This window comes from Sulfitobacter litoralis (assembly GCF_900103185.1).
GTDB lineage: Bacteria > Pseudomonadota > Alphaproteobacteria > Rhodobacterales > Rhodobacteraceae > Sulfitobacter > Sulfitobacter litoralis.
Genome location: NZ_FNJD01000017.1, coordinates 1 through 22988, shown reverse-complemented (window position 1 = coordinate 22988; position 22988 = coordinate 1). Strand labels below are relative to the sequence as shown.

Annotated in this window: 19 protein-coding genes; 4 read left to right on the top strand and 15 right to left on the bottom strand. The window is 60.6% G+C overall.

The annotated features are described in order from the left end of the window. Nucleotides 1–85 precede the first annotated feature (85 nt). Nucleotides 86–1102, top strand: a complete 1017-nt coding sequence (locus BLQ98_RS13205) for a glycosyltransferase family 2 protein (protein WP_244148434.1) — start codon at nucleotides 86–88, stop codon at nucleotides 1100–1102. 95 nt (nucleotides 1103–1197) lie between these two features. On the opposite strand, the gene katG is transcribed toward BLQ98_RS13205, so the two are convergent. After that, entirely contained in the window at nucleotides 1198–3414 is a 2217-nt protein-coding gene (gene katG, locus BLQ98_RS13200) for a catalase/peroxidase HPI (RefSeq protein WP_093733782.1), read from the bottom strand. A 164-nt stretch (nucleotides 3415–3578) separates the two neighbouring features. Here katG and BLQ98_RS13195 point away from each other — a divergent pair, with 164 nt between their 5' ends. Then, nucleotides 3579–4460 (top strand): hydrogen peroxide-inducible genes activator, encoded by an 882-nt coding sequence (locus tag BLQ98_RS13195; protein ID WP_093733781.1) that lies wholly within the window; start codon nucleotides 3579–3581, stop codon nucleotides 4458–4460. Between the two features lie 28 nt (nucleotides 4461–4488). On the opposite strand, the gene BLQ98_RS13190 is transcribed toward BLQ98_RS13195, so the two are convergent. The 11 genes from BLQ98_RS13190 to BLQ98_RS13140 form a co-directional block, all read right to left on the bottom strand. Next, a complete protein-coding gene (locus BLQ98_RS13190; protein ID WP_093733780.1) occupies nucleotides 4489–5649 on the bottom strand; it encodes a lytic murein transglycosylase in 1161 nt (386 codons plus the stop codon). A gap of 93 nt (nucleotides 5650–5742) precedes the next feature. Next, a complete protein-coding gene (locus BLQ98_RS13185) occupies nucleotides 5743–6216 on the bottom strand; it encodes a CreA family protein (RefSeq protein WP_093733779.1) in 474 nt (157 codons plus the stop codon). A gap of 67 nt (nucleotides 6217–6283) precedes the next feature. Next, nucleotides 6284–7711, bottom strand: coding sequence for a DUF6880 family protein (locus tag BLQ98_RS13180; RefSeq protein ID WP_093733778.1), 1428 nt, complete (start codon nucleotides 7709–7711; stop codon nucleotides 6284–6286). A 54-nt stretch (nucleotides 7712–7765) separates the two neighbouring features. Then, a complete protein-coding gene (locus BLQ98_RS13175; RefSeq protein WP_093733777.1) occupies nucleotides 7766–8518 on the bottom strand; it encodes an adenosylcobinamide-GDP ribazoletransferase in 753 nt (250 codons plus the stop codon). Beyond that, a complete protein-coding gene (cobT, locus tag BLQ98_RS13170) occupies nucleotides 8518–9543 on the bottom strand; it encodes a nicotinate-nucleotide--dimethylbenzimidazole phosphoribosyltransferase (RefSeq protein ID WP_093733776.1) in 1026 nt (341 codons plus the stop codon). Before cobT ends, BLQ98_RS13175 begins: the two co-directional genes overlap by 1 nt. A 49-nt stretch (nucleotides 9544–9592) precedes the next feature. Continuing rightward, complete coding sequence (gene cobU / locus BLQ98_RS13165) at nucleotides 9593–10129, bottom strand: bifunctional adenosylcobinamide kinase/adenosylcobinamide-phosphate guanylyltransferase (protein WP_093733775.1); 537 nt, start codon at nucleotides 10127–10129, stop codon at nucleotides 9593–9595. A gap of 53 nt (nucleotides 10130–10182) precedes the next feature. Continuing rightward, nucleotides 10183–10806 carry a cob(I)yrinic acid a,c-diamide adenosyltransferase gene (cobO, locus tag BLQ98_RS13160; RefSeq protein ID WP_093733774.1) on the bottom strand — a complete coding sequence of 208 codons (624 nt, stop codon included), beginning with the start codon at nucleotides 10804–10806 and terminating at the stop codon, nucleotides 10183–10185. 3 nt (nucleotides 10807–10809) lie between these two features. After that, nucleotides 10810–11610, bottom strand: coding sequence for an ABC transporter substrate-binding protein (locus BLQ98_RS13155; RefSeq protein ID WP_093733827.1), 801 nt, complete (start codon nucleotides 11608–11610; stop codon nucleotides 10810–10812). A 50-nt stretch (nucleotides 11611–11660) separates the two neighbouring features. Further along, nucleotides 11661–12638, bottom strand: a complete 978-nt coding sequence (gene cobD, locus BLQ98_RS13150; RefSeq protein WP_093733773.1) for a threonine-phosphate decarboxylase CobD — start codon at nucleotides 12636–12638, stop codon at nucleotides 11661–11663. 12 nt (nucleotides 12639–12650) lie between these two features. Then, a complete protein-coding gene (gene cbiB, locus BLQ98_RS13145; protein ID WP_093733772.1) occupies nucleotides 12651–13592 on the bottom strand; it encodes an adenosylcobinamide-phosphate synthase CbiB in 942 nt (313 codons plus the stop codon). Further along, on the bottom strand, nucleotides 13589–14428 hold the full coding sequence (locus tag BLQ98_RS13140) for a hypothetical protein (RefSeq protein WP_244148433.1): 840 nt from the start codon (nucleotides 14426–14428) through the stop codon (nucleotides 13589–13591). Before BLQ98_RS13140 ends, cbiB begins: the two co-directional genes overlap by 4 nt. 267 nt (nucleotides 14429–14695) lie before the next feature. On the opposite strand from BLQ98_RS13140, the gene BLQ98_RS13135 reads away from it, so the two are divergent. Then, nucleotides 14696–20560: a GEVED domain-containing protein gene (locus BLQ98_RS13135; protein ID WP_093733770.1), complete on the top strand. Its 5865-nt coding sequence runs from the start codon at nucleotides 14696–14698 to the stop codon at nucleotides 20558–20560. A gap of 134 nt (nucleotides 20561–20694) precedes the next feature. On the opposite strand, the gene BLQ98_RS13130 is transcribed toward BLQ98_RS13135, so the two are convergent. The 3 genes from BLQ98_RS13130 to BLQ98_RS13120 all read right to left on the bottom strand — a co-directional run bounded on the left by BLQ98_RS13130 (nucleotide 20695) and on the right by BLQ98_RS13120 (nucleotide 22578). Then, nucleotides 20695–21453 carry a glutaredoxin family protein gene (locus BLQ98_RS13130; RefSeq protein ID WP_093733769.1) on the bottom strand — a complete coding sequence of 253 codons (759 nt, stop codon included), beginning with the start codon at nucleotides 21451–21453 and terminating at the stop codon, nucleotides 20695–20697. Between the two features lie 8 nt (nucleotides 21454–21461). Continuing rightward, complete coding sequence (locus tag BLQ98_RS13125) at nucleotides 21462–21938, bottom strand: DUF305 domain-containing protein (RefSeq protein WP_093733768.1); 477 nt, start codon at nucleotides 21936–21938, stop codon at nucleotides 21462–21464. Nucleotides 21939–22080: 142 nt separating this feature from the next. Continuing rightward, a complete protein-coding gene (locus BLQ98_RS13120) occupies nucleotides 22081–22578 on the bottom strand; it encodes a lactoylglutathione lyase family protein (RefSeq protein WP_093733767.1) in 498 nt (165 codons plus the stop codon). Between the two features lie 149 nt (nucleotides 22579–22727). Between BLQ98_RS13120 and BLQ98_RS13115 the strand changes: the two genes are divergently transcribed. Then, a partial coding sequence (locus BLQ98_RS13115; RefSeq protein WP_141135337.1) for a helix-turn-helix domain-containing protein occupies nucleotides 22728–22988 on the top strand: 261 nt, incomplete at its 3' end.

Here is a 22988-nt window from a genome sequence, read left to right as displayed (position 1 = left end):
GGCCTTGGCGCAGATTGCATTTGGCCCGACCCGCGTGCCACCCGTTTGGAAAGCACCTGCCCCTTAACCCAAGGAACCGCCACCCGTGACACGTATCCTTGCTGTAACCTGTATGCGCAACGAAGGGCCTTACTGCCTTGAATGGATCGCGCATCACCGCGCCGCGGGGGTGACCGATTTTCTAATTTTCACGCATGATTGCACTGATGGCACGCCAGAACTGCTGGATCTGCTTGGCGATGTAACCCATGTGCCCTTTGTGCCCGAGGTCGATAAATCGGTTCAGTGGCAAGCGATGCGGCTGGCGGATCGCCATGATCTGATGAAGCAGGCCGATTGGGCGCTGTTCTTTGATTGTGACGAATTCCTGTGCCTTCAGGCTCCGATGGCTAGCCTCACTGATCTGATTGCCGCGGTCCCGACTGACACCGACGCGATCGCCCTGCCGTGGCGATTATTCGGTGCGGATGGCCAAGAGGCTCTGCAGGACGCGTTGACCCCGCTCCGGTTTCGCCGGGCCGCACCCGAGCCCTTTCACCTACCCGCTGGCAGCTTTTTCAAAACCCTGCACCGCCCCGCAGCCTTTCAGAAGCTCGGTGTGCACCGACCCAAGAAAAAGGGCAGCACCAGCCCGCAGTGGAATCTTGGCGGTGTGCAGGCGGCCCCAGGCGGGTTTGCCGAAAATGACAACCGGATCAATATATTCGGCGCCCTACAGACCCACGCGCGGGCGCGGTTGAACCACTATTCCTTGCGGTCAGCGGCAGAGTTCATGGTCAAACGCGGACGCGGCCTGCCCAACCGGACGACCAAGCCACTAGACCTGCATTACTGGGCGGAACGGAATTTCAACACGGTCAAAGACACGATGATCGACCCGATGATGGCCGCGACCAAGGCTGAGATGACCCGCCTGCGGGCCCTGACGGGCGTCGCTGCCGCGCATGAAGCTGCGATCCAGTGGCAGCAAGACGCCTTTGCTGCGCTGATGTCGGACCCCGCCGAGGTTCAGTTTTACTGGCATCTGCTGTTGCTGGGTACCAGCACGCCCCCGACTGCCGAGCAAACACAGGCCCATTTGTTGCGCCACGTCGGCACCTGACGGGCCCCTACCCGCGCACCGTCTCCCGAAGGGCACCGGCATAGAAAAAGGCGCGGCCGGGGACCGGCCGCGCCTTGGAGTGTCGTTACGCTTGCTTACGCGAGGTCGAAACGATCAAGGTTCATCACCTTGATCCATGCCGCCACAAAGTCGGTGACGAATTTGTCTTTCGCGACGTCGCCGGCATAGACTTCCCCGATGGCGCGCAGCTGCGAGTTCGACCCGAACAGCAGATCAACAGCGGTACCGGTGTGCTTGAGCTCACCAGTGGCGCGGTCGCGGCCCTCGTAGATGTCGTCGGTGGCAGTCTCTTCCGCCTTCGACCACACAGTACCCATGTCCAGCAGCGTGGTGAAGAAATCGTTGTTCAACGTACCGGGCGCATCTGTGAACACGCCGTGTTTAGAGCGACCCACGTTGACGTCCAGTGCGCGCATACCACCGACCAACACAGTCATTTCCGGCGCGGTCAGCGTCAGAAGCTGGGCGCGATCCACCAGCAACTCTGCCGTGGTGACCGAATAGCGGGTCTTGGCAAAGTTGCGGAAGCCATCTGTCACAGGCTCGAGATAGGCAACGGAATCGACTTCGGTCTGCTCAAGCGAAGCATCGCCGCGGCCCGGTGCGAAGGGCACAGTCACGTCGTGGCCTGCGTCCTTTGCAGCTTTCTCGATCCCGGCGGCACCGGCCAACACGATCAGGTCAGCGACAGAGATCTGCTTGTCCCCGGACTGCGCGTTGTTGAAGTCAGTGCGGATCGTTTCCAGCACGCCAAGCACTTTGGCCAATTGGTCAGGCTCGTTCACTGGCCAGTCTTTCTGCGGTGCCAGACGGATGCGCGCGCCATTGGCACCACCCCGTTTGTCCGACCCGCGGAAGGTCGCAGCAGAGCCCCAAGCGGTGGCTACCAGTTCCTGAACGCTTAGGCCCGATGCCAGCACCTTGTCTTTGAGCGATGCAACGTCCGCGTCATCCACCAACGTATGCGTCACGGCGGGGATCGGGTCTTGCCAGATCAGCTCCTCGCTGGGGACATCCTTGCCCAGATAGCGGGCAATCGGCCCCATGTCGCGGTGGGTCAGTTTGAACCATGCACGGGCAAAGGCGTCGGCGAATTCCTCGGGGTTCTCGTGAAAACGCGTCGAGATTTTGAAATACTCGGGGTCTTCGCGCAGCGCGAGGTCAGAAGTGAACATCATCGGCGCGTGACGTTTGGAGGGGTCGTGCGCATCCGGCACGGTCCCTGCGGCGTCGCCATTCTTTGGTGTCCACTGCACGGCACCGGCAGGGCTTTTGGTCATTTCCCACTCGAGCCCCAGCAGGTTGTCGAAATAGGTCATGTCCCAGCTTGTCGGGGTCTGCGACCATGCGCCTTCAAGCCCGCTGGTCAGGGCGTGGATGCCGTGGCCGGTCTCGTGCTTGTTGGTCCAGCCAAAGCCCTGGCTTTCCAGTGGCGACGCTTCGGGATCGGGGCCGGCATTCTCGCCGCCCACGGCACCGTGCGCTTTACCAAAGGTGTGACCACCCGCGATCAGCGCCACGGTTTCATAGTCGTTCATCGCCATCCGGCCAAAGGTGTCGCGGATGTCATTGGCAGAGCCTTGCAGATCGGGTTTGCCGTCTGGCCCTTCGGGGTTCACATAGATCAGGCCCATCTGCACAGCGGCCAGCGGGTCTTCCAAGGCGCGCTCTTCGCTATAACGCTTGCTGCCGAGCCATTCGTCTTCGGGGCCCCAGTAAACGTCCTCTTCGGGTTCCCAACGGTCCACACGGCCACCGGCAAAGCCGAATGTTTTCAATCCCATGGATTCAAGCGAGATGTTCCCGCACAGGATGATCAGATCGCCCCATGAAATCTGGTTGCCGTATTTCTGTTTGATCGGCCACAGCAGGCGACGCGCTTTGTCGAGGTTGGCGTTATCCGGCCAGCTGTTGAGCGGCGCAAAACGCTGTGTGCCCGTGCTGGACCCGCCACGGCCATCCGCCGTCCGGTAGGTGCCCGCTGCGTGCCACGCCATACGGATGAAGAAAGGGCCGTAGTGGCCGTAGTCTGCGGGCCACCAGTCCTGCGAATCTGTCATCAGCGCGTGCAGGTCTGCCTTGACCGCCTCGATGTCCAGTTTCTTGAACTCTTCAGCATAGTTGAAATCCGGCCCCAGCGGGTTCGAATCGATGGAGTTTTGGTGCAACAGCTTGAGGTTCAGCTGGTTCGGCCACCATTCATTCAACGACCGCGCACCGCGCTTTGAGTTGCGGCCGTGGCTGCCGACAACCGGGCATTTGCTGATGTTTTCGACGTCGTTTCCGTCCATGGTGGTCTCCGATGTTATCTGTCTGGTGCGCGGTTTGGGCCGCGTCACGGGGGATGGATGTCGGGGGCGCGACACAGTCTGCCCCCGTCTTTCTGGAATTGTTCTAACAGCAGTTATTGATTAGTTTAAGTTGGCATTTCCTATCAGTTTGATAACTACAAACTATGACTAACATCACCTTAAAGCAGCTTCGCTATTTCGAGGCCGTCGCCCATCACCGTCATTTCGGCCACGCCGCTGAATCTTGTGCGATTTCGCAGCCTGCCCTGTCCGTGCAAATCAAGGAGCTAGAGCAGAACCTGCAGACGCCCCTGTTTGATCGCGGCGGTCGCACGATCACACTGACCAGCTTTGGCGTCGATTTCGCGCCACGCGCACGGGCGATCTTGCAAGGCGTGGACGAGCTGCAAGATATGGCGCGGGCGTCCAAGGACGGGCTGATGGGCCGGCTGAGAATCGGGATCATCCCCACCATCGGCCCTTATCTGCTGCCCTCGATTATCACCAAGCTGACGCAGATGAACCCCGCATTGGATATCCACGTTCGCGAAACGATGACCCCGCGGCTGATCAACGAGCTGACAGAAGGCCGCATCGACACCGCCATTGTCGCCCTGCCCGTGTCAGAGCCGTCCCTGACCGAAGTTGCCCTGTTCGACGAAAAATTCATGCTGGTCCGCCCCGAGGCAGACCGGGGCAAACCGATCCCCAGCAGTGCACGCTTGAACGAAATGAAGCTGCTTTTGCTTGAGGAAGGGCACTGTTTCCGCGATCAGGCTCTGTCGTTTTGTGACATGCAGTCGGAAACCGCGCGCGAGGGGCTGGATGCGAGTTCACTGTCCACACTAGTGCAGATGGTCGGCGCAGGTATCGGCGTCACGCTGATCCCCGAAATGGCGGTCGCGGTTGAAACGCGGTCGGCGCAGGTCGCGGTCAACGCTTTCCCCGCGCCCGAACCGACGCGCCGTGTGGGGATGATCTGGCGCAAGACCAGCCCGTTGGCAAGCAAACTGTCCGAGATCGCCGATCTGATCCGCCCGACCTAACCGGACTGATCAGTGCTTCATCGGGGTGTTAGCCCAACCGGGCCAGCAGCGCACGAGAGGGGTCACCGGTTGCAGGCAAACCTTGGCTTTGCTGATACGCGGTGATCGCCTTGCGGCTGTTCGGGCCGATCACACCGTCGGTGCCGTCGGTGTCAAACCCGCGTGCCGTCAGCCGTTCCTGCAACGCTTTGCGGTCTTCGATCGTCAGCCCGTATTTGTCCGGTCCAAAGCTTGCCTGAATTGGCCCGCCCCCCGCGATACGGTCCGACAGATGCCCGACGCCAATCGCGTAATTGTCCGAGTTGTTATAGCGTTTGATCGCTTTGAAGTTGTTAAAGATCGCAAAGCGTGGCCCGCCTGCATCCGGCTGCAAGATTTGTACCGGCGTGGCAGAGCTTGCCGCCACTGTGCCCATCTCTGCGCCCCATTTCTGGCCGGATTTCCAGCCTGACTTCGCCAGATAGGCCGCGGTCGAGGCCAGCGAATCCGACGGGTCATCCGACCAGATATCGCGCTTGCCATCACCGGTGAAATCCACAGCGAAGGACTGGTAGGAGGTGGGGATGAACTGCGTGTGGCCCATGGCACCGGCCCAGCTTCCAGTCAGACCGGCAGCCGAGACATCGCCGCGCTCAAGGATACGCAGCGCCGCGATCAGTTGTTTCTCGAAGAAGGCCCCGCGACGCCCATCATAGGCCAGCGTCGATGTGGCCGACACGACGGGGACATTCCCGCGTCGCTCACCGTAAAAGCTTTCAAGCCCCCAAACGGCGGTGACCACTTCGGCGGGCACACCGTAGCGCGCTTCGATCTGGCGCAGAACGCCTTGGTGACGCGCAAACGCGGCGCGTCCTTTAGTGACCCGTTCATCCGATGCTGCAATAGCGAGGTAATCTTCAAGCGAGCGGCTGAATTCCGTCTGGTTGCGGTCCCGTTTGACCACCCCCGGCAGATAGCCCGTACCGGCAAAGCCACGGCGCAGGGTGCTGTCGGAAATGCCCTGCGCCGCAGCACGCGATTTGAACGCCGACACCCACGCATCATAGCCTGCATTCGGCTGCGGCTGTAGGTCTGCTGCCAGCCCCGCATCACCACGCGGTGCGAAGCTGCCCGCCCTGTTCCCCGTGGTACATGCCGCAAGGCCCAACGCGGCCACTCCGACTGCAAAACTTCTTCTTGAAATACTCATACTGCCCGCGCCCTTATTCGTTATGACTTCGGCATAGAATAGCCGAAGCACGGGGGCGGGCAAAGCGGATGATACGCCTTGGCAAAGCTTTGCCTATTTGGTCGGTATATAGAGCGGCACAGTCGACATCGACATCTTGGCCGATCCGTTCTGCACATCGCGCGCGTGGCTGATATAGACCAACGTGTTGTTCTCTTCGTCGAAAATGCGTTTGACTTTCAGCGTCTTGAAGATGACGGACCGGCGTTCGCTGAACACGGTCTCCCCTTCGTCATCGCGCGAGATATCGCCGATTTCGATCGGGCCGGTTTGTCGGCAAGAGATGGAGGAGTTCGACGGGTCTTCGAACCAGTTGCCTTTTTGCAGACGGTCGATCAGGCCCCGTTCAAAGTAGGCCAGGTGGCACGTAACGCCTTTGACATCCGGGTCGGCGACAGCCTCAACCACAATGTCATTGCCCAGCCAGTCCACGTCCACATTGCCCACAACATCGGCGGTTGCGGTCATTGGAAGGACAAAGCCAAGGGCGGCGATGGGGACGAAGGCGGCGCGTTTGAATATGTTCATGCATCCATACGCGTCACAGCCGATATAGTTCCCACAGGTGCCCAAGAACCTCGCTGCCCCCCGCCGTTTAAGTGACACGCGTCCAAAATGCGACTTTGCCCGCATGTCTCTTGCGCAACCGTTGGACAAAGGCGTCATTGCTCTCGAAACGTCCATAGCCCTCGATCTCGAGGTCCGCTGCCGCGCAATCCATCAGGTGATCCGCCGCCTGCGCATAGCGCGCCTTGGCACCTTCCCGCAGGGCGGCTTCGATCATCGTGCGCCAGCACAGCGCCGCCGCCAAAGGATGGCGGGACCGCAGCGCATCGGCTGCCTCTGTCAGGGCCGCGACTTGGGTACCGCTCAACCTGTCGGCACGCGTTTCGATCATGGTGGCCAACCCGCGCAAATCGGGCCACGCGAGGAAAAAGCCAATGGCAGCGTTCAGGTCTTTGAACGTTGCGGCATGCGCCTTGGCGGCTTCTTCTACCTCCAGATCGTCGAAATCCGGCAGTTGCTTGAGGTGCGCGCGCAGCATGTCAGGGTCAAGCGTTTCGGCAAAGCAGTGCCAGCGGTACGCTTGGGCATCGTCCTCCCGCCCCAATGCCATGAGCACGTTGACATAGGCCGCATCCCATGCGCCGCGCCCCGCGACCCTGCCCTTGGGCTGCGCCCCTTCAAGGGCATCCAGCGCGGCCGTGTGGTTGCCTTGCGCGACCCATAGTTCGGCCACCTCTACCGCAACGGTGGGCCGCGCCAGATCGGTGGATGAAAACAGCGAGATATAGGTTTCCGTATCCCCCTGCGCCAAGGCAACCTCGCGCAGGTGCATCTGGATAAAGCGCCGTTTGCGCTGAGCGGCGTAATTCCCATTCCGCCCCCGCAGTTCACGCAAAAATTGCAGCGCAGGGTGATCGTCGGTGGCGTCCAGCGGTGCGGCTTCGAACTGGTGGATCAAGGATTTCAGATGCGCCATCCCCGTTTCGCCAAGCGACGGGGCCATGCGCGTGATGACCGCGTCAAACGCACCATCACTGTTGGTTTGCACCGCCTCCCACGTGCGTTCGGCCAGCGGGATCGGGTCCAGCGGGGCACGGGCCGCAATCGGGCCGATCTCTTCACGAGCATCACAGAAAACCGCCCCCACATCGCCTTTGCTATCGTCCACCCTGCTCATGACAAAGGGCGCAAGTTCAAGAAACTCCCACAGCAGATCAAAGGCGTCTGCGGGCGCGTCTGGGGCGATCTTGTCGATGATCATCGCGGACTGCGTGCGCAGGTCCTTGATCAGAGCGTTCCGCTTGCGCCACCCGACATAGCTTTTGGCCCGACGGATCGTGACCAGCCGCTTGCGGACGTCACGCGCCAGTTCCGCGGGGCCAAGGTTGTGACTAAGCTCAAGCCGCAGGCGACGTTTCATATCGGCGCTGCCGGTGCTGACCTCGATCAACAGCTCGGCCAGACGGTCCGCCCCGAGGGCAGCAAGATTTGCGGTGTTCAGGGTCTTTTTCGACATGGGGCCTTGCTACATCGGATTTGCGGCCTGTCAAAGGGGCGCATGACCCAAGCTTTAGCCGACAAGATAAACGGCGACGCCCCAGCCCGACAGTTCGGCCAGCTTTTGCATCGCCCCGATCACATCGCCGGTCTGACCGCCGATCTGGCGCAGCGCCAGCGCCGCCACTAGCGCAGTGGCCACCACGACACCCGCAAAGATCACAGCCCCTACGCCGAACCCCAAGGGTAGGACCCCAAACAGACCAAGGGCGACCGCAACATAGACGCAGGTCGCAGGCACCTGCGCCGCCCCATGCCCCAGCCCGTCGGCCCGCGCGGCAGGCATCCGCGCCAGCCAGAACGGCAGCATCGCGCGGCTTGCCATCGACAGCCCGAGGGCGGCAGGTACAACGAGCGCCGGATTATCCAACCGTGCGATCAGCGTCACATGCAGCGCCATCGACAGGATCAACGCCATGACACCATAGCTGCCGATACGGCTGTCGCGCATAATCTCAAGCTTGCGCGCGCGGGTCTGCCCGCCACCGAAACCGTCGGCCATATCGGCCAGCCCGTCCTCATGCATCGCCCCCGTCAGCAGGGTCGCGGCACAGATCAGACCAAGGGCCGCGACCGTCGGCCCAAAGCCCGCCGCATGCAATCCCCAATACACCAAGCTTGCGGGCAACATCGCGATCAAGCCTGCCAAAGGCCACGCCCAGGCCGACGCCCCCGTCGCAGGGATCGGATCACGCAGATATCCCACGGGGATACGGGTCAGCAGCAAGATCGCCAGCCGTGCCTCTGCCAGCCGAGCACGCAGCATCAGCCGCCCGCCACGCCTGCTTCGGCAAAGGTCGCCATGCCGCTGTGACACGCAAGAGCCGAGCGCAGGATACCAAGCGCCAGCGCCGCGCCCGATCCTTCGCCCAACCGCATATCGAAATCCAGCACCGCGGTTTTGCCGATCGCGTCCAGCAGACGTTTATGCCCGGGTTCGACGCTTAAGTGGCCAATCAGGCAGTGGTCCAGCGTCGCGGGAGACAGTGCGAACAGCGGCGCGACCGAGGCCGTGCAGATAAAGCCGTCAAGGATCACGGGAACACGCCGTTGCCGCGCCGCGAGAACAGCGCCACAAATCGCGGCCTGCTCGCGTCCGCCCAAGGCCGTCAGGATCGCGGCACCGTCCTGAGGTGTCGCGGTATGGCGGGCGAGGCCGCGCGTGATGGCGTCAACCTTGCGGCGCACGCCTTCGTCGTCAGCGCCAGTGCCGCGCCCGACCCAATCCTGCACAGCCCCCCCAAAGACCGCAGCCGTTAACGCCGCCGCGACGGTGGAGTTGCCGATCCCCATTTCTCCCAGAATCAACACGCTTGCCGCCGGATGCAGTGCCGCGGCACCTGCGTTTAGCGCTGCCAAGCACTCGGCTTCAGTCATTGCTGGGCCTTCGGTGAAATCAGCCGTGGGGCGGTCCAGGTCCAGATCAATCACCGACAGGCGCGCGTCATTCACGTGGCACAATTGGTTGATCGCCGCGCCGCCCGCCTTGAAGTTCTGTACCATCTGGGCCGTCACCTCTTGCGGAAAGGGGTTCACCCCCTGCGCGCAAATCCCGTGGTTCCCAGCAAAGACCAGCGCCTGTGCAAAGTCGATCTGTGGCACAGCCTGTTGCTGCCAACCCGCCATGAACACTGCCAGTTCTTCCAGCCGGCCCAGCGATCCGGGTGGCTTGGTCAGCGCATTCTGACGGTCACGCGCGGCGTCTTGGGCTGCGACGTCAGCTTGTGGCAGGTCGCGTGTCAGCGCCCCGAGGTCGGACAGGGAAGTCAGGGGAAAACTCACATGCGCCATGCAAAGGGTCTCTTTCGTTTTGAATAATATCGTATGTCGGGATCAGGGATCAGGCAAGCGACGCCGGAGCAGCGGCACTGCCCTTGAGCGCAAGTGGCAAGCCGCAGGTGACCAGCACCACATGACCCGCACGAGCCCCCAGACGCTGGTTCATCAGGCCCGAGGCATCGCGGTAACGCCGCGCCAGCGCGGACATTGGAACAATGCCGCCGCCCACTTCATTCGTGACCAACACGACGGGGGAAGATTGTTCACGCAAGCATTGCAGCACTTTTTCAAGTTCCGCCTGCCAGTCCAGCTCTGCATGCATCACATTGGACAGCCAAAGCGTCATGCAATCCACCAAGCGCGCGCCCGCCCCGTCCGTGCGTGCCAGCGCACCGCACAGATCAAGCGGCTCCTCCACCGTGTCCCAACCAGCGCCGCGCTGCGTTTTATGAGCGGCGATGCGGTCTTCCATCTCGGTGTCAAACGCTTGGCTGGTGGCGATATAGACCAGTGGCAGCCCATAGGCGCGGACGTGGGTTTCGGCAAAAAGGCTCTTGCCCGATTTTGCACCGCCGGTGACCAGCGTGATCTTGTCCATATGTCCGCCCTTTGGCTGGCAGGGCAAGGCGCGATGCCCTGCCCCGGTGTCGATCAGAATTCCACACCGGCTTGTGCTGCGATACCCTGTTTGCGGAACGGATGTTTGATTTCTTTCATCTCGGTCACCAGATCCGCCATCTCGATCAACGCATCTGGCGCGTTGCGGCCGGTGATTACTACATGGGTCATATGGGGTTTTTCGGCCTGCAGGAAATCGATCACATCTTGCGCGTCGATATAGCCATAGCGCAGCGCGATGTTGAGCTCGTCCAGCAGCACCATGCGGTTGTTGGGATCGCGGATCAGCTCTTTGGCCTTGTCCCACGCGCGACCGGCGGCAGCGACGTCGCGTTCGCGGTCTTGCGTGTCCCAGGTAAAGCCTTCGCCCATCACATAAACCTGACAGATATCGCTAAAGCGGTCTTCCAGCAGTTGACGGTCTGCTGACACCCGCGCCCCTTTGATGAACTGCACAAGGGCGCAGGGGAAACCATGCCCGATACAGCGCATGATCATCCCGAAGGCCGAGCTGCTTTTGCCCTTACCTGTGCCAGTGTGCACGATGATAAGCCCCTTGGTCACCGTCTTTTCTGCCATCATCTTGGCGCGGGCAGTCTGGACCTTTGCCATCTTCTCGGCGTGGCGCTTGTTCTCTTCTGGGGTGCTGTCGGTCATCTGTTATCTCTCCTCGTGGCGTATGTTATTGCGTGCCCTGCGCACGTCCTGCACCGCCCTAAGCGCCAGCGGCGTGCCGCAGACCCAATCGGGGGAGCTATACACCATCCTGTCGGTCTGGGCATATTGCGCGAGGGCAGGATGTAGCATGATCTCTTCGGATCGGGAACCACCGCGATAGGGCTGCGTGGTGACCAGCAGATCAGGGGCGTTCATCACCAATTCTTCAAGCGCCAGACGCCCGCTGTTTTGTCGGCCCAGTTTTTGCGACAGGTTGCGCAGACCGCCCGTTGTCACGATGTCATGCCCCAAAGTATCCACCCCCAGCGAATAACCGTTGGGGTAGTAAAACGCGGCCACGGGTGCATCTGGCGTCAAAGCGGGCTGCGCCGCCAATGTTTGCTCTACCTGACGTGCCATCGTGTCTGCCCGCGAGGGCTGTCTCAATAGATTGCCCATCTGGCGGATTTGCGCAGGTATATCGTCAAGCTTTTTGGTGAGCGGCATTTGCGCCACCTGAAGGCCAAGATGGCGCAGCATCGCCAGCGTCGCCTTGTCAGAGTACCGCCCCGCCAGCACCAGATCAGGGTCCGACAGGTAAATCTCTTCGGCACCCCCCGCGTTCTGAGGATAGGCCTCGGCCTCTTGCGCCAGCGAGGACGACCGCGGGTCACGCGCCAAGCGGCTGAGAGAGACGATTTGTTCGGGGTCGGCCAGCAGCAACACCATCTGATCGGTGCACAGGTTCATCGAGACCACGCGCGGCAGGTCTTGGGCGTAGACCTTGGCGGGAACGGCTGGCATCGCTCCGCAAGCAATGGCAGCAGCCAGCACCCGCAATGCCCGCTGCCCGATCACGCCCCGCCCTTCAGGGCAGCTTCCAACCGCACCCAATCAGCGGGCGGGCCAGGCAGGCCAAGGCGTATCCAGCTGTCGGAATATGGAAAAATCCGCGACCAGATGTGATGTGCGGCCAAAGCGTTCTGGGCCGCTGTGGCATCCGGCGTGGCATAGGTGCGAAACAGCGGCGTGCCGCCCACCAGCGTCCACCCTGCCCGCAGCGCCATCGCATCCATCTGCGCCGCCTCGCCTTGTAAACGTCTTGTGGTCTGCGCCGCCCATTCCGCATCGTTCAGCGCGCGCAAGGCGACCTCTATCGCCATGCCCGACACCGGCCATGGGCCTGTCATCGCACGCAGTTTTGCGGCCAGTGGCTCTGCCGCCAAGACAAACCCCAGACGCAGCCCCGCCAGCCCGTAGAACTTGCCAAATGACCGCATGACAAGGATATTCTTCGGCAGATTAGCCCCGCCTTGCACCAGCGAAAGCTCTGGATCGGGATCAGCAAAGCTTTCGTCCACAATCAAAAGCTCGACCGTTTCGGCCAAGGCGCGCAAGGTGTCAGGGGCGTGGCGCTGCCCGTCGGGGTTGTTGGGGTTGACCACCACGGCAAGGGCGTACCCTTCAAGCGCATCAAGGTCAGAGGCTTCGGTCACCTGCCAGCCTTCGGCCCGCAACGCCGCGGCATGCTCATTATAGGTGGGCGACAGGATCGCGGCCTGCGCGGGCTCGATCAGGCGCGGTACCAGTTGGATCGCCGCCTGCGCCCCCGACACTGGCACGACTGCGCAGCTTGCGCCATAGGCCCGGCGTGCCGCGTCCTCCACCGCGTCAAGCGCGCTGCGCTCGGGCAGCCGCGTCCACGCTTCGGGCGTCAGTGACCCCACCGGATATGGCACCGTGTTGATCCCTGTCGAAAGGTCGATCCAGCTGGCGCGGTTCCCGCCGAACGTCCTGATCGCCCCATCCAGATTGCCGCCGTGGTCTCGCATCGCTTGCCCCTGTCAGATCAGCGCCACTAGCGCCAACACGACTGCTAATACGAACATGGCGCGAAGGTAAAGCGCCAGCCCCCGACGCAGCCCTGTCGCATCCGCCTCTTGACCCTCCGCATTTAACCAAGGTTCATCCGCGATTTCTGAACCATAGACACGCGGGCCGGACAGGCGGACGTCCAGTGCCCCGGCCATCGCACCTTCGGGCCAACCGGCATTGGGGGACCGGTGGTGGCGCGCGTCGCGCAGCATCACGGCGGCAGCCCGCCGCATGTGACCCGATACCAGCACAAAGAGCAGCCCCGTCAGGCGCGCCGGAATTAGATTGACCAGATCATCCAGCCGCGCAGCCACCATGCCATAATGGCGATACCGCACCGACCGGTGGCCAATCATCGAATCCATTGTATTGATCGCTTTGTAGCCGACTAGCCCCGGCAACCCTAAAACAACGCCCCAGAACACAGGAGCCACCACCCCGTCCGATGCATTTTCAGCCAGACTTTCAAGCGAGGCGCGCGCAATTGCGGCATCGTCCAGCTTGTCAGGATCGCGCCCGATGATCATGGAAACGGCATAGCGGGCTGCGGAAGTATCCCCTTTGGCCAAGGGTTTGGCCACCGCTGCTACGTGTTCAAACAACGACCGTGGCGCCAGAAACGGCCAAGCCAGCACGCCGCCAATGGCGGTGCCCGCCCACCCTTCAGGCAGCATCGCAGCGACCGCAATCGCAGGCACGACAGCAAGCGTCAGCACCATGCAGACGCCGACTCCGCCCGACAAACGCAACCGCGCCGGCGTTTGGTCTGCGGTATTCAAGCGCGTCTCGATCGCGCGGATGACAAGGCCAATCCATGAAACAGGGTGCCCGATTTTGGTATAAAGCCGTGCGGGCCAGGACAGCGCCGCCTCGACCAGAAATCCCAGCAGGATGCCTGCCGCACCGATCATGCCATGCCTCCGGTCTTGAACCGCATTGCGCCCGTCAGGCCATAGTCTGATAGCACCTGCTCTGCATCATCCGGAGCGCTGCCGGGCGCAAATATAAAGGCGCGGGCAGATCCGGTGTGCGCGCGCGCATACCCCAAAGCGCCAAGCCGCTGCGCCAATGCCGCGCTTGGGTCGTTTCGGGGGCCCCGCAATGCTGTTGTCCGGTCTGCACTGACGCTGGCCAATCGCGCGGCCTGTTGCAAATCCTGCTGTGCGGTCGCGTTTTCCCACGCCGGCAGTAGGTCAGAGATGTCTGCGAAACCGTCATCCGCCGCATCGGTCCGGATCGGTGCCCCAAAGTATCCGCCGATGATATCGGCCCGTGGCGGTGCGGCAATCACACCCTTGCCTTGGGCCAGACGCGAGGCCCAGACGACCCTGTCGGGATGGGGGAGCATCAACGGATCAGTGGCCCCTTCGACCGCCAGACAAAGCGACGGCAACCGGTCTTCGGCCACGCCCGCCGCCCGTGCCACTGCGACCAGACCCGCCGTAGACGCCCCGGCCCCAACGGCAACGGGAAGGTTACCAGACAAGGCAAACCGCCCCTTCTCCGCGCCGGCGATATCTATCAGACGCTCAAGCTGTTCCCAGTTGATCGCCGCAGGCCCGTCATGCACCAACGTCAAGTTGCTTCCCCGCGTGAACCGTGCCTGCACCCCATGCGCAGGGCACACCATCGTCACCAGAACAACCGGCCCCGCCGGCCCCAAACGGCCCTGCAGCCATTCACCGAAATGACCGAAGACAGGCGCAGTTTCTGCAGACGCTCCTGAAGTATCGAAAATTGTCTGCAAAATAATGGCTTTCGTCCGGAGGCAGGGAATGGGTGACGCCATATTCACGATCCTCAGGCAAACGGCAACAAGGCACGCGACTATGGGGTAAAGGCTTTTCCGCCTCGCCCTGCCTACCGATTCTGCGTGCCGCGCTCTCGAAAGTATAGGGGCCTATTCTGGAAGGCAGTCAGATTGTACCTGAGCATTCTCGCTCGCGTTAACCTTGTGTGAGAACTTTGGACTTATCCCGGGGGGCAGGAAAGGCGGCGCGTTCGTCTTCGGCCAATGTACAAGGTGTTTGGGACACCGCAACAAGAGGTCCGTATGATGTCGATCGCAGATTTAACCTATAGCACGCTCCGCTGCGCCGCTTTGGCAGCTTTGGTTGCGGCAGGCACCGGCAAAGCCGATGCAGGCGAGTTCACCCTTGACTGGAGCTTTTATGACTGGCCGGCAGGCAATCTTGGCCCGCTGACTGCGACCCTGCGCGACCAATACGGGTTCGAGGTTGATTTTAGAATAGCACACACCGGTATCTTCGCGGAGTTCGGCTCGAACCAGACGCCGGATGACGTGGCATTTCTTGGTGGCAATGTCGAAGCGCTTGTCGTCTTTTCCGACGCGCCCGAGAACAGCGGCGCATTCGGCGATGCCAGAACGACCACTTCGGTCTCTACCAGTTCGGGCGGCGTTGCCTTTCCGATCGACAATCTGGTGATCGATGTTCTTGATATCGACACAACTGATACAAATTCTTTGGGGGATCGCTGCGATTTTGTTACGGGTTTTGGGGACAACGGGAATCCGACCTTTGCAACCGTCAGTACGACCCCGGTTGTCCTTGTAGGTCCAGGTCCGGGTTCGGGCTTCACCGGACCGATCGGCGCGAACCAGGCTCAGTGTATCTACTTCGAAGGGGCCACCCCCTCTGCGTCGTCGGGCAATGATGATCGGGGCACGGTGCGCGCGACATTCCCCGATGCCACGTCTGCCGTGACTTTCTGGTACGATGAATCGATTGCGGACGTGCGAAACTATAGCGCGTTGACGGAGTACGACCCAGGGGCACGGGCGATTGGTGTGTTGGGCAATGCATCGTTTAACGTCGATCAAAGCATTTCCCTGACCCGCAGTGCCAGCCCCAGCACGGGGACGCAGGGCGAAACGGTTACCTATAGCTATACCATCACGAACACCGGTGCCCTGCCCTTTAACACTGGGCAGGATATCGTGATCGAGGATGATCTGCTTGGGCCCGTACTTTGCCCGGCCATCAGTATACCGGTCGCCCCCGGGGGCACAGTGGTCTGCCAAGCCGACTATACCATTCAGGCGTCAGATGTGCTGACCGGCACCGTAGACAGCAGTGCTGTGGCCGGTATCGGGCGTATCGGTCAACCCTTCGTGTCGCGCCTGCAATCGAACACCCAATCGCTGTCCATTGTCAGCAGCGTTCTATCCGGCGAAACCGGCTCGCAAAGCTGCACGCCCCAATCCGTATTCAGCCAACCCTCTAGTCAGCTCGCAGGTTCAGGCAGCCAGTCGAATGTGACGCTGTCCGACATCTTTTTGTACGAAGACGTGACGACCGACATCAACGGCAACCCGATCGATGTCGTGATGCAGGTCACCAGCATCAACAACGCAAGTTCGCTCGAGCTGAATACCTCGCTCGAGGCGGAGATGACGCCCGAGGATAATGCCTATATTACGTATCGGCTTCGCTTGGTTCAGGATGGCAGCGCCACATCAGCAAATCCCCAAGGTCTGGCGATTGATCAAAGCCGCATCAACGGCATCATCGTCCAGCAAACCGACGTGGACAGCCGCGGCGATGATGACGATTCCTCCGATGTGGTGGGCTCCCTGACCACGCCGACGGTTACCTCTTTCTTTAATACCACGCCCCTGTCTTCCTTTCCGGCGGGCCCGAATGCAATCTCGATGGACCCTGCTAAGGTAGGCAATCCGTTGGACTGGGAGGACGAGCCAAACGAGACGAGCTTTGACAACTATGCAACCTATGAATTCAGCACCTTCGTCGAGGCTGAGTTCATCCACGGCTACACCGGGTCGTCCGACCGCAGCGCCACGCGCGGCTCCGGCATCCAGCTCTGCGCGATTTCAAACACCTCGCCCAATGTTGTGGCGCAGGACGATGATTACACCGCGTCGCCCGTAAATACACTGCTCGGGGGCACTGCTGGCGAGATCATGGCGAATGATACCATCAATGGCTTGCCCGCCGCCTTTCCGACCGCCACGCTCGCCGTCTTAACCGAGGCCGTTCCGCAAAACACCGGCGACCCGGTGCCCTTCCTGGAGATAAGCGGTGCCGACGCGGGCCGCGTCGTTGTACCGGCCGGTGTGCCCGCTGGCGTCTATACGATTGAATATCAACTTTGCGACGCGCTTGAACCCACCGATTGCGACCGCGCCTTGGTGACGATTGCAGTCTTCGCAGGCCTGGGTGTGGACTTTGGCGATGCCCCATTAAGCTATCTCACACCGACCCACGGCGTGGATGCGTCACCGAATGTGTACCTTGGCCTGATCGAGCCCGATATCGAACTGGTTGCCCAGTCCGATGCGACTGCGACGGCAGATGACCTGATTGGCACCGATGATGAAGACGGTGTCGTTTTTCCCGTCCTCACCCAAGGGATGATTAGCACCCTTGATGTTGCGGTTACGGGTAGCGGCAACCTGCAGGCCTGGATCGACTTTAACGGTGACGGCCTGTTCGAGGAAACGCTCGGCGAGCGGGTTGCACTGGATCTTAAGGACGACGGTACGCAATTCGATAACGTCGCAGGCGACGGCGTCATCCAAATCGATGTGACTGTGCCGTCAGATGCGACGACGTCGACCACCTTTGCACGCTTCCGCTATGGCTCGGAGCCCGGTTTGTCCACGTCGAACTTTGCCGTAGATGGCGAGGTCGAGGACTATTCACTGGTCATCGCGGCCGCTGATCTGTCCGACCGTGGCGATGCGCCCGCCTCCTATGGGGATCCGCGACATGTCGTCGTGCAGGACATCTATCTGGGTGCCGGCGAACCCGACACTGAACAAACGCCACAGCACAGTCCCGATTCCGACGCGGATGATCTGTCCGGCTTTGACGATGAAGACTCCATTGCCGTCTTTCCCATTCTCGAGGCAGGCACCACCGTGCCACTGACGATCGTCACCCATGAAACCTTAAGCCTGCAACTTGCCTTGGGTATTCCAGTGGTATCGGGCATCACGAACCTGCAACTTTGGGTAGACTTTGACCAAAGCGGCACGTTCGACACATCAGAGCATATCGCGATCGACTACCGCGATGGTGGCGCAGGGGACACGGACGGTTTGTTCAACAACCAGATCACGTTGAACATCCCGGTGCCGGCAAATATCACCAGCGGCTTTACCCATGCACGCATTCGCTGGTCTACGTCCAGTGCGGTTGCGGCGGACCCTTTCGATGGGCTGAATTTTGACGGCGAAGTCGAAGATTACAAGGTCATCCTCTCGGCGGGGGCTGTGCCTTTTAGCTGCGACGGCTCGCTCTACCGCGTGACACAGGCGAATTCGCAACTGCAACGTCTCAGCTTTGCAGAATCGGGCGGCGTGTACAGCATCGCAGCAACCGATATCGGCACACCTGCAGGGGCGCAATATGATGCCGGCTGGGGGTATAATGCGCTCGACGGGTTGCTCTATGGCGTGCGGACTGGCACCCGCGAGCTGATCCGTCTGGACGCCGCCGGTGCCTACGAATTGGTCGCCACCCTGCCCGCCTCAGCAGCTGATGGGTCCTCGGCGGGCGATATCCTTCCCAATGGGGTGATGATTTACCGTGTGGAGGGTGCCAACGCATTGCAACTGCTGGATCTGACCGACCCGGCAGCGCCGGTGGATCTGGGTTTGATCATGCTGTCAGCTGCCGTTGAGCCCTCTGACATCGCTTATAACCCCAACGACGGTATGTTGTACGGGGTGAACGAAGCGTCTGACCGTCTATTCTATATCGACCCTGCGGACGGGACCCCGGGCACACGCGCACCGGTGGAATTCGGCCCGACTGCCTGGGATCAGTCTTATGGCGCGGTATGGTTCGACCTTTATGGCAGAATGTACCTCAACCAGAACGTGACCAACGATATCTATGAAGCAGATGTCGGCGTTCAGGGATCAGGCTCGGGCGGCGGTCAGTTGATCAATACCGTGCCCTCCGGTGATGGTGGCGTGAACGACGGGCTGAACTGCCCTTCCCGCTTGGGTCCCCTACCGCCCGAAGGCACCTTGGCGGGCGTTGTCTACCGCGACAGCAATTACTCCGACACCTATCAGCCCGGCGAAACCGCGCTCAGCGCCGTGACTGTCTCTTTGTATGACGACAATGGCACGGCTGACACGGCAGATGACACGTTCCTGAGCAGCGTAGAAACCGCCAGCGACGGGACCTATCAGTTCCTTAATCTGTCTGCCACGACCACCTACCGCGTAGAGGTTGATGAAGCCGACCCCGACATCCCTGCTGGGCTGGTTCCGGGTACGATAACCCCGCAGACCGGTGTCACGATCACAGCCGGCAGTGTGCGCAACGTCGATTTTGGCTTTGTAAACGGCGGGGCGACCGCAGATCTGTCGCTGACCAAGACTGTGTTCGACGCCAGCGGCCAGCCAATCACCCAAGCAGGGCCGGGCACCGCGCTCGACTTTGTCCTCACCGTCACAAACGACGGGCCTGATGGCACCACCGGGGTCCGGGTGCGCGACCTTATCCCCGACGGGTTCACCTTTGTCTCTGCCACCCCGGCAGATGGTACGGATACCTATGACGCCGGCACCGGTATTTGGGAGATCGGAGATGTCGCCAATGGCGCAAGCGAAGCACTGACATTGCGGGTCACCATGAACGCCACGGGCGAGCATACAAACGCTGCCGAACTCATCGCCTCGGATCTGCCGGACCCCGATAGTGACCCTACCGTGGGTGCACTGACGGACGATTTTGGCGACGGGATCGCCGATGATGACGAAGCCTCTGTCAGCGTCACCTTCGCCGGTTCAGGTCCGACATTGTCGGGGCGTGTCTTTGTCGACAATGGCGCGGGGTCGGATACGGCTTACGATGCCCTCCAAGGCGCAACCGAAGCGGACACCAGTGCGGCCCAGATCCGGATCACCGACAGCAACGGCACGCTTGTTGGATCACCTGAAATCGCCAGCGATGGTAGCTGGAGCCTGACCCTACCCGAAGGGTTTTCCGATGCCGTCACCATCACGGTCGTCCCAAGTAACGGGTATCTCGCCGTGTCGGAAAATCCGGGCTCCCCCCCCGGGCTGGTCAATCCCGACATCCGCGATGGCGCGTTCACTTTCACGCCAGCAGCGGGAACCTCTTACCCCGATCTCGATGTCGGCCTAGTCAAAGAAGCCCGCCTAAGTGAAAGCCAGCAAAGCGCGATCCGGCCTGCACAGGTGGTAAGCTTGCGGCACGAGTACCTTGCCGATGCAGAAGGGTCCGTGGTGTTTGACACCGACATCCAGTCGATTACCGCACCGGGCCTTTTCTCTGTTGCGCTGTATGAGGACGCGGCCTGCGACGGGACGGCGACCAGTCCGATCACCGCGGCCCTGCCTGTCACCATCGGCACGCGCATCTGTCTGGTGGCACGGGTTACCGCCTCGGGTGCTGCGGCACCGGGGTCAGCCATCGCTTTCGACGTCGTCGCTGATACAACCTACGGCGCGTCGGGTGTGACCGAACAGGACCGCAATACCGATCTGGTGCGGGTGGAATCCTCCGAAGGGGTGCTGAAGCTGCGCAAGACGGTACGCAACGTGACCCAAGGTACGCCCGAAGGGGTTAGCAACGGTGCAGCAGCAGGGGATGTGTTGGAATACCGCATCTTTCTCGACAACCCCGGACAGCTGCCGGCAACCAACATCGTCATCCACGACCGCACGCCGCCCTATACCGAACTGGCCTCCGCCATCCCGAGCCCGGTTTCCATCGGCGGGGACGTGGCGTGCACCGTGACCACGCCGGTAACAAATGCGGCGGGCTACGCGGGGTCACTGCAATGGAACTGCACTGGGTCGCATAACCCCGGCGCGACGGGGTCCGTTACCTTCGAGGTGCGTATCGCGCCCTAAGGCGGCCCCTCAAACGTTTAAAAAGAAGGGGCATTCGACCTGCCCCATGAAAGCCCCCTCGTCTCGCAGAAGCGGCACGAGGGGGATCACACGAAAAGGTTCAGCCGCGGATGGCAGGGCTACGCGACTGCGCATCAGCCCAACAACCGAACCAGCATCCAAAGCCCCATACCCAGCATCATCAGGTTCTCTGTCAAGGACACAAAGCCAAGCGGCACGTTGCTGCTGCCACCGACACAGGCACATTTCAACTCGCGCTTGTCGATATAAACCGCCTTGATCACCGACACTGCACCAATGCCACCGATTACGATCGCAACCGGTGCGGCCAGCCACAGCAAGGCCCCCGCGGTCATGGCGATGCCCGCGAAGGCCTCCCCGAAGGGGTAGACCTTGCCATAGGGTACCCAGCGTTTGGCAAGCAGATCATAGTTCAGGAACATCGTGGAAAAGCTCTCAATGTCCTGCAGCTTTTGCACCGCCAAAAAACACATGGAGATTGAGACAAACCACTGGAACGCCTGGACAGTCAGGATGCTATCGAAGGCGAACCATGACAGGCCAAGCGCCATCAGGAAGGCAACCGCGAAAATGGCGATCACTGGCTGGTAGGACGTGTCAGATTGCTGATCCTTGGGTTTGTCCAACCCGAAGTAGATCCGCAGATCATCATAGCCGCCGATCCGGTCCCCGCCGATAAAGGTTTGCGGCGTAGTTTCGACATCATGCTTATCTTTGAACGCGTCTGTTTCGTCGCGGGTTGTGAGGGGATGATCCTCGACCTCATATCCCTGACGCTCCAGCAGGTCTTTGGATTTCAGCCCATAGGGACAGGTATGGTCGGGCATCATCATCCGGTAAAGTTTGGCGGGTTGTGTGTGTTGATCAGCCATGGATTACCTCACTTTCCGTCGATCTCAGGTGTAGCGGCCGGCCCACCTTCAAGGTCTGCAATCAGCGCCTTCATCTCGTCGATTTCCAGCCGCTGTGCTTTGATAATATCATCGGCCAGCTTGCGCACACGCGGGTCCGATATATTGGCCCGCTCACTGGTCAGGATGGCAATCGAATGGTGCGGGATCATGGCGCGCATCCACGAAGTGTCATCCACCGTGGATTGGCTGCGCACTAAAAACAGCGACACCGCAAACACCAATGCGCTGCCGGCAAAGATCGCGATATTCGCGCCGCGGTTGCTGTACATGCCCAACATGAAAGCGAGCATAATGATCGCCATCACCGCCCCCATATACAGCGCCATATAGCTGCGGGTTTCACTAAAGAAGACGTGATCGATGGCGTAGGTGTTCAGGTACATCAAACCGAACATCACTACGGTCGAGGTAATGATCATTGCAAAGAAGCGCCAATATGACATGAGAAGACCTTTCGTAAAATTGCTATGGCAATAAAACGGCCCTCCCACGCAGGAGGGTTCCCGCCGCCAGCGATTATTTTCTGCAACGTGCCTTGATCTCTGCGGGCAGAAGGCCATCACCGCCGACTAAATTCCCGCGTGCTTAGCTATAAGCACCGGCGGAATAGGTCAGTTCGTAGCTGTGGCTATACAGCTCGAATACAATGCCAAAGGGGTCTTCGACATAAACCATGCGGTAGGGTTTATCGTTAGGAAAATATTCCCGTACGGGCATCCGTTGCTTGCCCCCCGCCGCGATAATCTTGGCCAGTAGATCTTCGAGATTTGGGTCCTGGATGGCGAAGTGAAAGGTGCCGTGCTGGCGGAAGTTCAGCGGGTCGGCGGGTGCGTGGTTGTCCTCGAATTCAAACAATTCGATCCCGATGCGGTCCGCCGTCGCAAGGTGGGCGATACGCAACCGCCCCCAGCCCGCGCCAAAGACATTGGTACACATCTGCCCGATATCGCTGTCGTCCTCGACGATTTCGGTCGGCTGCATAATGACGTAGAATCCCAGAATATCGGCGTAAAACTGAACGGCCTGATCAAGGTCGGGCACAGAAAGCCCGATGTGAGAAAAGCTGCGCGGTGTCGGTGTCATGATCTATCCTTTGTTCACTGATACCCCCATGATTTAGGCGGACCGCCCACAAACATAAAATTATCATATGGAATGGATTTAATAACGGCACATTCTAAACTGGGTTGCGAAATTTCCCCTATCTTGCTGGAAAGCAAGGAGAATGAAAGATGGCCCATACAGAGCTAAACCTGCGTGAACGGCGCACGATTGAAGATATGTTGAATGCTAAGATACCCGTACGAGAGATAGCAGCGGAGATCGGCAGGCATGTTTCGACGATTTATCGTGACATCAAGCGCAACCGCTATGCCGACGAAGACCTGCCGGAATTGAACGGATACTATGGTGTTGTTGCTCAACGCGCTGCGGTTCAAAGGCGTGCACGCCGTCAAAAATTGGTGCGCCTTGTCGGCCTGCGAAAGGCTGTG